Source organism: Vasconcelosia minhoensis LEGE 07310 (genome assembly GCF_015207255.1).
In the GTDB taxonomy this organism is placed as follows: Bacteria; Cyanobacteriota; Cyanobacteriia; order Phormidesmidales; family Phormidesmidaceae; genus Vasconcelosia; species Vasconcelosia minhoensis.
Genome location: NZ_JADEXG010000063.1, coordinates 21,084 through 31,305, shown reverse-complemented (window position 1 = coordinate 31,305; position 10,222 = coordinate 21,084). Strand labels below are relative to the sequence as shown.

10 protein-coding genes and 1 pseudogene are annotated in these 10,222 nt (G+C 54.5%); 4 read left to right on the top strand and 7 right to left on the bottom strand.

Features of this window, described 5'->3' with window-relative positions; all coding sequences use genetic code 11:
- Positions 1-51: 51 nt before the first annotated feature.
- A complete protein-coding gene (gene murQ / locus IQ241_RS20625) occupies positions 52-954 on the top strand; it encodes an N-acetylmuramic acid 6-phosphate etherase (protein ID WP_193910850.1) in 903 nt (300 codons plus the stop codon).
- Positions 955-1,048: 94 nt separating this feature from the next.
- Positions 1,049-1,258 carry a hypothetical protein gene (locus IQ241_RS20620; protein ID WP_228021913.1) on the top strand — a complete coding sequence of 70 codons (210 nt, stop codon included), beginning with the start codon at positions 1,049-1,051 and terminating at the stop codon, positions 1,256-1,258.
- 36 nt (positions 1,259-1,294) lie between these two features.
- Here the strand turns inward: IQ241_RS20620 and IQ241_RS20615 are convergent, their stop codons facing one another.
- From IQ241_RS20615 to IQ241_RS20595, 5 genes are all read right to left on the bottom strand, one after another.
- Entirely contained in the window at positions 1,295-2,170 is an 876-nt protein-coding gene (locus tag IQ241_RS20615; RefSeq protein WP_228021912.1) for a metal ABC transporter permease, read from the bottom strand.
- A complete protein-coding gene (locus tag IQ241_RS20610; RefSeq protein WP_193910846.1) occupies positions 2,133-2,897 on the bottom strand; it encodes a metal ABC transporter ATP-binding protein in 765 nt (254 codons plus the stop codon). The genes IQ241_RS20615 and IQ241_RS20610 overlap by 38 nt, the downstream gene beginning before the upstream one ends.
- Positions 2,898-2,922: 25 nt before the next feature.
- Positions 2,923-4,011, bottom strand: coding sequence for a metal ABC transporter solute-binding protein, Zn/Mn family (locus IQ241_RS20605; protein ID WP_228021911.1), 1,089 nt, complete (start codon positions 4,009-4,011; stop codon positions 2,923-2,925).
- 83 nt (positions 4,012-4,094) lie between these two features.
- Positions 4,095-5,162 carry a WD40 repeat domain-containing protein gene (locus IQ241_RS20600; RefSeq protein ID WP_193910844.1) on the bottom strand — a complete coding sequence of 356 codons (1,068 nt, stop codon included), beginning with the start codon at positions 5,160-5,162 and terminating at the stop codon, positions 4,095-4,097.
- Positions 5,150-6,121, bottom strand: coding sequence for a CobW family GTP-binding protein (locus IQ241_RS20595; RefSeq protein WP_193910842.1), 972 nt, complete (start codon positions 6,119-6,121; stop codon positions 5,150-5,152). Before IQ241_RS20595 ends, IQ241_RS20600 begins: the two co-directional genes overlap by 13 nt.
- Before the next feature lie 473 nt (positions 6,122-6,594).
- Between IQ241_RS20595 and IQ241_RS26720 the strand changes: the two are divergent.
- Positions 6,595-7,044 (top strand): annotated as a pseudogene (locus tag IQ241_RS26720) (cupin domain-containing protein).
- A 350-nt stretch (positions 7,045-7,394) separates the two neighbouring features.
- Here IQ241_RS26720 and IQ241_RS20585 read toward each other — a convergent pair.
- Positions 7,395-7,694, bottom strand: coding sequence for a hypothetical protein (locus tag IQ241_RS20585; protein ID WP_193910840.1), 300 nt, complete (start codon positions 7,692-7,694; stop codon positions 7,395-7,397).
- A 426-nt stretch (positions 7,695-8,120) separates the two neighbouring features.
- On the opposite strand from IQ241_RS20585, the gene IQ241_RS20580 reads away from it, so the two are divergent.
- The gene (locus IQ241_RS20580) at positions 8,121-8,945 is read left to right on the top strand and encodes an all3515 family Zur-repressed PEP-CTERM protein (protein WP_322743727.1); all 825 of its coding nucleotides are present in this window, start codon (positions 8,121-8,123) and stop codon (positions 8,943-8,945) included.
- A 180-nt stretch (positions 8,946-9,125) separates the two neighbouring features.
- Here the strand turns inward: IQ241_RS20580 and IQ241_RS20575 are convergent, their stop codons facing one another.
- Positions 9,126-10,205, bottom strand: coding sequence for a CobW family GTP-binding protein (locus IQ241_RS20575; protein ID WP_193910836.1), 1,080 nt, complete (start codon positions 10,203-10,205; stop codon positions 9,126-9,128).
- Positions 10,206-10,222 lie beyond the last annotated feature (17 nt).

The following is a 10,222-nucleotide window of genomic DNA, read 5'->3' as shown; positions in this document are numbered from 1 at the left end:
CTTTTCATCCCTTTCCTCTTCACCCTTTACTCCCTACCCTTCCACTCCCCAATGCTCCCCAACCGCGGTCATCTCCTCACCGAGCAAACCAACCCCCACAGCCAAACCCTCGACCAGCTCTCCAGCCTAGAAATTGTTGACGTTTTCAACCGAGAAGACCAGCGGACGGTAGACGCGATCGCATCAGCCCGAACTGAACTCGCCCAGGCAATTGACCTGATTGCCGCCGCGCTAAGCCAGGGCGGTCGCCTCTTCTATGTGGGAGCCGGCACCAGTGGTCGGCTTGGCGTGCTAGACGCCGCCGAATGCCCCCCCACCTTCTGTACGCCGCCAGAGCTGGTGCAGGGCATCATCGCGGGTGGTGCGGCGGCCCTGGTACGCAGCTCAGAAAGTCTGGAAGACCGATTTGCCGACGGTGAGCTGGCCATGCTGGATTATAAAGTGACCGAGCGGGATGTCGTCGTTGGCCTCAGCGCGGGCGGAACTACCCCCTACGTCCATGGGGCGCTACAGGGCGCGCAGCAGCGCGGGGCTAAAACCCTATTCATTGCCTGCGTTCCAGCGGAACAGGTTTCTGCTACCGCCGACCTGGATATTCGCCTCCTGGTCGGCCCGGAAGTGCTCACCGGCTCCACCCGGCTGAAAGCTGGCACCGTCACTAAAATGGCGCTGAACATTCTTTCCACTGGTGCCATGGTCAAGCTCGGCAAGACCTACGGCAATCACATGGTCGATGTCGCGGTGACCAACGATAAGCTGCGCGATCGCGCCCTGCGCATTCTCTGCGATCTGACTGACTTAGCCCGACCCGCTGCTGAGGCACTGCTCGACCGCAGCGATCAGCAGGTTAAGTTAGCCCTATTGATGCACTGGTCTGGGTGCGATCGCGCCGCCGCCGAAGCCACCCTAGAGCAGCATCGGGGTAACCTCCGCACTGCTCTGAACTCTCACTAAATTTAGACATTGGCTTTAAATCTACCGTTTTAGATTTGGGTCGGCTATGCTTGGAGCAATTAACCGCAGGTTAAAAAAACATCCTCAAAATAATATGCTCACTGTCCTCGGCTGTTCCAGTTCGTTAGCGCTAGCTCTGGTACTGGCTAGTCCCGCTTCTGCCAGTCCCACCGCACCGGCGGATGTTGAGCAGACGCAAACAGAGGCGGCTCTAATCGCCCCGGCCCAGGGCAATCCGCTGACCGATGCCTTAGGATGTGGCTGTGCCAGCTGTCAAATGCGTCAGAGCCAACCTTCGTTCTAGCCTGACTGGTAAGCCATAGTACAATTGACCTGAGAGCTAGCTGGCCCTGAGACGGCGGCGGGGAAAAGCAATTGTTCCCAGGAAAATTGTCAGCTGTGTCACGACAATGCTAGGCCCCGAAGGCAAATTGAACCAGGCCGAAAGCAGCATTCCGAGCACGGCACTGACCGCGCCAATCGTCGCCGACAGCACCACATACTGGGTAAAGGTGCTGCTCAGAAGTCGTGCGGCACAGGATGGAATCACGACAAAGGCGCTGATCAGCAATACACCAATAGCCTTGATCGAAATTCCCACGACCAGCGAGAGCAGCACAATAAACGCCGTGCGATGAGCCGATACGGAAATCCCTCGGGCGATTGCAAGCGGTTCATGCAGGGAGATCAGCATCTGGGTCCGTAGCGTCAGCCCAATGAAAACCGTACAGATGACCAGTAGCACAATGCTAAATACCAAATCGGCTTGCCGAACCGCCAGGATATCGCCAAACAGAAGATTATTCAGCCCACCCTTGTACTGTCCGACGAAGCTGAGGGTAATCACCGCGATCGCCAGTGAAGACGAATAAATAACATTGAGCAAAGCATCGGTCCAGAGCTGCGTTTTCTCTAGCAGATAGGTGACTAACAGGGCAAATACTACTGAAAACGGCAGTAGCACGCCTGTCGGGCTGATCCCCAGCAAAAGTCCCAGGCTAATGCCCAACAGAGCTGAGTGCCCTAGAGCATCACTAAAGAAAGAAAGCTGCCGCAGAATTGTAAAACTCCCTAGCATTCCGCCCATCAGCCCAGTCAGCACACCGCTGATTAGGGCACGCTGCATAAAGGGGAGCTGGAAAAGTTCGATGACGCGGGAGAGTTCGGAGGAAATCATATCAGTGCCGGTGTCGATATCGAACAAACTCGGTTCCATAGGCAGCAGCTAGGCTATCTGGGGCCAGTGCGACCTCAGGAACCCCCTGACAGCGCAGGGTACGGTTCAGGCAAAGGACGCGATCGCAGTGTCGCCTGACCATATCCAAGTCGTGGGAGATTTGCAAAATGGCCCAGCCCTGCTCTCGCTTCAGCTGGCAGAGCAGCTGATAAAATTCCGATTCGCTGCGGATATCGAGCCCGGCCAGGGCCTCATCCAGGATGAGCAGACGGCGGGGCCGCACCAGGCAGTAGGCCAGTAAGACGCGCTTGAGTTCGCCTCCCGAGAGAGCGCTAATGGGGTACGATCGCAGATAGGCCCCATCGACTCGCGCTAGAGCCTGCTGTATTGCCAGAAACCGCTGCCGCGAATCGGTCCAGGGCCAGCGCAGCCCCAGCGGCTCCCAGCCCAACCCCACCAGTTCTTCAACAGTAATTGGAATCCGACGGTCAAACAGAAAGTTCTGAGGCAGATAGGCAATCTGCTGCCGCACCTGCCCGGGTAGCTGCCCCGATCGGCCTAGGGGCTCTCCCAGGACAAAAACCTCCCCGGCCTGACGCGGCAAGATCCCTAGAATTGCTTGCACTAAAGTACTTTTGCCAGCCCCATTGGGGCCAACAATCGCTGCATCCATCCCGGCTTCCAGAGAGAAAGAAACGTCCTGCACCGCTGGATAAAGGTCGCGATGGACCGTCAAGTTTTCGACCGTAAGCACCCTGTTACTCAAAAAGTAACCCCATCTGCTCTCCCATTCACCCGCCTACTCTCACCAAACCCGGCAGCGATGACTGCGCTGAGCCACCAAAGGCAGAGGCCAGATTCTCCACATTCTGGCGCATGACAGTAAAGTAATACTCAGGTTCCATCGCCTCAGGACCGCCGGTTTCAATCGGGTCAAACAAACTCACGGTGATGCCCAAATCCTGAGCTAGGGCCGAAAGCGCATCTTCGCCGGCCTGAGGTTCACTGAGAATGGTTTTGAGGTCAGATTCAGACACTTCGTCCGAGACTCGCTTAACATCCTCAGGAGAGGGACTTTCTTCGGGAACATCTACCAGGAATTCTGCTTCCAGGCCGTAGCTGTTGGCGAAGTAAGGCGCAAAGTCGTGGAAAGCGACGAAGGTTTGACCCGAGTAGGGATTCAAGGTCGCCGTGATTTCGTCATCGAGTTCCTGGAGCTGCTCAATATAGGCAGCAGCATTAGCCGTGTATTCTGCCTCCCCTTCTGGATCAGCGGCAATCAGGCCATCTCGAATATTTTCGACCTGCTGGATGGCTCGCTTTGGATCGAGCCAGACATGGGGATTATATTCGCCCTCATGGCTATGCCCGGCTTCCCCTTCGGCATGTTCTTCTCCTTCAGCGTGGCTGTGGGCCTCTCCTTCAGCATGGCCTTCTACTGCTTCATTTGCAATCGTCGCAATGCCTTCACTGGAGTTGATGGTCTGCAAACCTGGATTTTCCGCATTTGCCACCATGTCCTCTAGAAATTCTTCCAGCTCTAACCCATTTTCTACCAATACGTCCGCTTCAGCTAAGTTCTGAACGTCTGCGGGCTTGGCCTGATAGTCGTGGGGGCCAGTATTAGCCGGGATTAGCTGCGTTACTTCGGCGCGATCGCCTGCAACTGCTCTAGTGAATTGAGTAATCGGCAAAAAAGTGGTGACCACCCGCAGCTCTTCCACTGAGTCATCAGTTGGGGCGACAGTGCTATCAGATGGCGTCGGATTAGAGGCACAGCTGCCCAAACTAACTAACACTGCTGAAGCCGCGATCGCAGATAGAAACCGCCCGCTTCTAGCAGGCCGCCTGATCGGTCGAGTCATTTGGAGAAAAGTCATCGAGCAGATCCTCGTGCAAATTTTTAATAATGATAATCATTATCACTTGCAACAGCAATGTTTGGTCCTTTTTTTCCTGACTCCTACCCACGCCCAAATCCCCGCCCCCGGTTGCTCTTTGTCCACACCAGCCACTCCCCGTTCTGTCCCCCTGCGGCTAGCCACTGACCATTGGGGCTCCAAGCTAGGCCAGTAAACCCTTTAGGCGCTCCCTCCAGAATCTGAACGGGCTGCTCTCCATTTGCCCAGAGGCACAGCCAGCCGTCTTCAGCGGCAGAGGCTAACAGGGTTGTGCTTGGCTCAAAGGCAATGTCGTTGACCCGCTCACGGTGCAAATCCAGTACCTGGGCATCCCAACCATCGATGGCATCGCTGACCTTAGTCCAGGTGACAGCGGCCTCCATACTGGCAGCGGCGAGTAGCGGAGCCTGACCGACGGTGACTGACGACCAGGCCACGTGCCTGACTTTGCCCGGAAAGCCTCGCATCTCCCAGGGAAAGGGATTATCAAAGGCCCAGACCAGCATAGTGCGGTCGAGATTGCCAGAAGCCAGGTATTGACCGTCTGGAGAAAACGCGATCGCCAGGCTCGCCGCCGCCGTCTCTCGGATTTCAGGGTCCGCAAACCAGTCTGCTCGCCGCCAGATCTTTACTCCCTGATGCCCGCTTACCGCTAGGTGTTCGCCTTGGGGGTGCCAGGCCAGATCCAGAACAGAGGAGGTTTCAAAGGGCAGGGTGGCGACCACTGCTGCCTCATCGGCGGCCCACACCTGTACATGGCGTCCCAGGCTGAACGCGAGCTCGTTTCGAGTCGGGCTCCAGGTCAGGCTGTCTATCCAGGTGCGAGGAATATGGAGGGTTGTGATCTGGTCAGGAGGCCGATCGATCGCCCAAATCATGACCTCGCCGGTTTGGCCGCCCGCAGCGAGATAGCGACCGTCCGGCGAAAAGCCTAGACAGTCGATCGACTGGCCGTTTCCGCCCCGCAGTGAAACCGGCACCCAGGTTTCTGTATCCAGGAACGCAACTTCTCCGGCTGCGGATGCGATCGCCAGTCGCTTGCCATTGACAGCCCAAGCGATTGCCGTCACATAGTCATTCAGCGTTCCCTGGCAGCGCCGCTCCAGCAGTGATTGGGTTACACCAGGCACGCTCGAAAGTCCTCCCTAAATCTGTCTGCATTCAGATTACGCCCGATGAAGACCAGCTCATTCTTGCGAGTTTCACCGGGCTTCCAGGGACGATCGGGGCGACCGTCAAACAGCATATGGACGCCCTGGAAGACAAACCGCTGCTCTTCTCCGGCGAGGTTCAAAATGCCCTTCATTCGAAAGATGTCTGGCCCTTGAGTCTGTAACAGATGGCTCAGCCAGCCATTGAGCTTGGCACCGCTGACCGCGCCAGGCTCTACCAGGGCAATGGAGCCGACGGTCTCGTCATGCTCGTGGGCATCTTCGCCCAAAAAATCAGGGTCAATTTCCAATGCCCGGTCCAGGCTGAAGGCGTTGACCCCCAGAATTGATTCCATCTCCACGGCGGCATCGCGGGTTCGGTATACCTTGGCCATCGCATTCATCCCACGAATCCGAGACTCCAGCTCCGCCAACTCGACCTCGCTCACCAGATCGGTCTTGTTGAGCAAAATCACGTCGGCAAAGGCAATCTGCTCCTGGGCTTCCTCTGCCTCCCAGTGATCGTGGATGTGCTTGGCATCGACCACCGTCACTACCGCATCCAGGCTGAGCTTTCCCTGCATGTCTTCATCTACAAAAAAGGTCTGGATGACCGGTGCCGGATCGGCCAGTCCCGTCGTTTCAATCACCAGATGGTCAAACTTGTCTCGCCGCTTCATCAAATTGCCAATGATGCGGATTAGGTCGCCCCGCACAGTGCAGCAAATGCAGCCGTTATTCATCTCGAAGATCTCTTCGTCGGCGTCAATCACGAGCTGGTTGTCGATGCCCACTTCGCCAAATTCGTTGACTATCACCGCTAGCTTTTTGCCATGTTCATAGGTGAGGATGCGGTTTAGCAGGGTAGTTTTGCCCGCACCCAGATAGCCCGTTAATACGGTAACAGGGACGGAATTCGGGATATCAGTAGTGACCATAGGTTGCGCCTTTTTATAGAATGATAATCATTATTAAAGTATAGGCAGTCATGTCTAGGTTGCAACCCGCACCGCTTTGAAAGTGACGCCATTGGTTGCTGGGTTGCATAGTGTATAGGCTGCTTGCCCTGCCTGACGCCCCACATTCCCCACGCCGACAATCCGACTAGGTGAGCGGCCTTGCTCCTGAGGCTCTTGAGTTCCATCCAGCGTCGTGACTGTGGAACGAAGGGACTTGAATTTAACCCAGCACTCGAAGGCTAATCCAGATCGTCCACAAAACAGATTATTGGTCTCGGCCCGAATCAGGCGATCGCACAGTTGAATCGCAGGAGTATCTGGTGTCAGTGCGTCGGCATAACTCACGGTGCTGCCATGAATCAGCAAACAGTCCAGTTCATGAAAACCAAAATGAAGCGATCTCAACTACTGCAACGATTTCCGTGACACTACTGCCATAGCTACTGAGCTGCATGGGCTTCCTCGTACTCGACCAGCTCCGGTGCATCCGCCGAGTTCACGAAGTGCTGCTCAAGCACTTCGTCCGAGAACCGCTCTAAGAGTCCGATCGCTCCAGTATCTCTAGCGGCACCACAGCCAAGAAACTCGGGGCCTCCTTTGACGTTCTTGCCCCTGGAAAGCGCGTATGCCCTTATCATCTGCATCACGCGCAGGAAGAAATGTTCGTTGTCCTGGAAGGCTCCGGAACCCTCCGGGCCGCAGCAGAGATGCTGCCAATCAAGGCTGGGGACGTTATTTTCATCCCGACCGGACCGGAGTACCCGCATCAGATCATTAACACCTCAGAGGCGCCTCTTAAGTACCTGTCCATCAGCACCATGGAGGAGCCTGAGATCTGCGAGTACCCCGACTCGGGCAAGTTTATGGCCGAAGGCAGCATGGACCGGGAGCAGTCCTTCTAGGTCATCGCCAAGGTTAGTAGTAGTTTGGGCTACTGGGACGGCGAGCCATGAAGGTGACCCCTAACCCTTCGCTTAACCGGACGCGCCGTTTGGCTCAAACGTTACTTTGCCTAGCTGCTCCCCAGGCAACTCAACCCCTTCTAGGCTGATAATAGTGTGCTGCCGATAGGGTCTAGCTCTATGCGATCACAAAATCTAACCTGAACACGCCATAGGGTGTGACTGAGCCAGGGCTGAGATGGTCAATCCCCTAACCAAGCCGTCGCTGGCGTTACCCACAGATTTCGCCTTTTGACAAGGCACTAAACACTGCCCCTAGTAAAACAACGCACTGAATTCTCGTCTAAAGTCTAAAACTTGTCTTGAGGTAAAGGCGTATCGGGACTAATCGCTTCAGCCGCATCAACTGCATCAAGAATTGCACCCACCTGCTCGTTGTACTGGCTATCTGATAGTGAGCGCGCGCAGTGCCCCTGAGACATGGCGAAAAGGGATGGACGTCTCAGTTGCTCCAGGGCATTAATGCAGGCCGGACAATCACAGCCGAAGAGCATCACTGCAGCATCACTTGCTGCAGCAGAGAAATTTTGAGATACTGCATCTGCACTAGACTTCTCAGTTGTCAGACGATCTGCAGCCTTCTCATCCAAAGCGCTACAGGCTGCAAGAGATGAATAGGACGCCCTAGCTGTGCTAGCAGTAACGGCTAAAGCGGTCAGAGGAAGCAGGCTCAATACACTAGTCAGAGCGGGCAAACACAGAAGCTGAAAGAAAAATCTTGTAGACATCATAAGACCATCCTTATTACTAGGTTGCTGTACCAGCGTCCATAACTTAGCCTATCTACGGCCGTAGTTTAAAGTAATTGTGAAAATTGTCCTTTTTATAGAATACAAAATGATAATCATTATCAATCGTGATAAATTTGACAATGATTATCGTTCTTAAGCGGAGTCATCAGGACGCTCATGATGTACTTTTCAAAATCACTGGCTCAATCGCTCACAAAGTCACTGGTTGCCAGCGCCATTTTTGCGGTTCCTTTAAGCCTGATAGGAGTTGGTGGTGAGCAGGCTGTGGCCCAAGAAAATCACCAAGACGACCATGAACACGCCGCCGAACATTTTTTTGTAGGTTTAGATACCCAGGAAATCTTGTCTCGGGGCGACTATGCCGGATTAACCAATCCCAACTACAACCGACTGACCTTTTTAGCGCCGCACACCGATGCTGTAAATCCTACTAACAATCATTTTCACGGCATTGGGGCTTACAGCTATGAAGGCGCTCTGGATAGCCCAACGGTGCGTTCGACCAATACAAACAATCGCATTCCAGAACCCTACACCAACCAGCCGCCTTTGACTTTGCAACCGGGGACCGGTTTGTTTGAAGGGCTATTGATTAGTATGGTGACGGATGAACCCTATAGTGACTTAGGGATTGCCCCGGTTCAGTCGATTCAAACGGTAGATGAAAACCTATTTGATAGCTCTGGGGGACGCTGGACGGGTTCTTTGGCAGGGGCTGAAGTTGCGCTTGAGCTGATGTCGATTACGCCGGGGCTTTATGTTGCCGATGAAATGGGGGAAAATATTTTTTCAGGTGTGGGCGATCGCTACATCATTGGCGAAGGCGATGACTTTGAAGAATTTATGCCCGTTTTTTGGACGGATGCTAGCGCTGCTGCGGGCAGCTACTCAGCCACCTTCAGACTGCAAGATGCCAGCGATCGCGAAAATCCTTTAGGTGAATCTGGAACGTTCAGCGCTGACTTCCAAGTGGCTTCTGTACCTGAGCCTTCGATACTAGCTGGCTTGGGACTCCTGGGTTGGGTAGCAATCGCAGGCCAACGCAAACGCCGTTTAGAAAGCGGCACCACCGCTGAGTTCAGCGATTAGCCAGAAAAGTCTACTCCTTGATTGCCCGATCAGCGGAGATGTTTTGGGACGGAAGTGGTACGGTCATATAGTGTAAGACTCCTAACTGCGTGGGTGAACAAGGGAGGTGGGAGAGGATGGGGAGATGATTAAGTTTCGAGTTTTGAATTGTCGCATCAACTCGAAACTCGAAACTCGAACTCACTGCCCCACTAACCGCTCCTCAACCTCTGCTGCCTGACAAGTGGCTAAGCGCTGGCGCAGGGCATCGGCATCCAGGTGACGGCCAATGAAGACAATCTGATTACCGGGGGAGGCACTGTGCCAAGGTTCCACATCCAGGGTGCAGCGTTGACCGCTAAGCTGAAAAATGTGTTTATTGGGGCTTTCGCTAAACCACAGCAGGCCCTTGGCGCGAAAAACATCGGCAGGGAGGTTTTCTAAAAACCGCTCAAACTGGCGCAGGGCAAAGGGACGATCGCTACGGTAAGAGACCGACACAAAGCCATCGTTTGCGAGGTGGTGTGAATGGTGGTGGTGCCCGTGATCGTGGTGATCATCGGAGCTGTGCCCGTGAGGCTTATGATGGTCGTGCCCAGAGTGATCGTGGTGCGGTGCTGAGGATTCCAGGGCCACCATATTTTCGTAGGCCATGGGGTCGTTGAAGCCCACATCGAGGAGCAGCGGCAGGGGTGCCGACGCTTTTTGGCTGCGAATGATCCGCGCACCTTCTTTGAGGGTTTGAATCTGATGCTCTAATTTGTCAACGACTTCGGGAGCGACCAGATCAGTCTTATTGAGCAAAATCACGTCGCCGTAAGTGATCTGCTTAAAGGCGACTTCACTGTCGAAAAGATCGGGGGCAAAGGCTGAGGCATCCACCAGAGTAATGACAGAATCTAGCCGGGTGAGGTCGCGCAGTTCGGTGCCCAGAAAGGTGAGTACAATAGGGAGAGGGTCGGCAACGCCGGTGGTTTCAATGACCAGGTAGTCGATGTTGTCGCCGCGTTCCAGAACGTCGTAGACGGCCTCGACTAAACCATCGTTGATGGTGCAGCAGATGCACCCATTGCTCAGCTGTACCATGTCTTGATCGACCGATACCAGAAGCTGGCTATCGATGTCGATGTCGCCAAATTCGTTGACTAAAACGGCAACTTTCAACGCTTGATTGTTGCTCAAAATATGGTTGAGCAGAGTGGTTTTACCGCTGCCCAAAAAACCTGTGATTACCGTAACCGGCATCCCTCGCTTGGGGAGTGATAGGGGGGTGTGAGTCATCAGGACTGTCTCCGAAA

Excerpts from the sequence above, each read along its gene's own strand:
- murQ (WP_193910850.1), top strand. The coding sequence starts at position 52 with ATGCTCCCCAACCGCGGTCATCTCCTCACCGAGCAAACCAACCCCCAC.
- IQ241_RS20620 (WP_228021913.1), top strand. The coding sequence starts at position 1,049 with ATGCTCACTGTCCTCGGCTGTTCCAGTTCGTTAGCGCTAGCTCTGGTA.
- IQ241_RS20615 (WP_228021912.1), bottom strand. The coding sequence starts at position 2,170 with ATGGAACCGAGTTTGTTCGATATCGACACCGGCACTGATATGATTTCC.
- IQ241_RS20605 (WP_228021911.1), bottom strand. The coding sequence starts at position 4,011 with ATGACTTTTCTCCAAATGACTCGACCGATCAGGCGGCCTGCTAGAAGC.
- IQ241_RS20595 (WP_193910842.1), bottom strand. The coding sequence starts at position 6,121 with ATGGTCACTACTGATATCCCGAATTCCGTCCCTGTTACCGTATTAACG.
- IQ241_RS20575 (WP_193910836.1), bottom strand. The coding sequence starts at position 10,205 with ATGACTCACACCCCCCTATCACTCCCCAAGCGAGGGATGCCGGTTACG.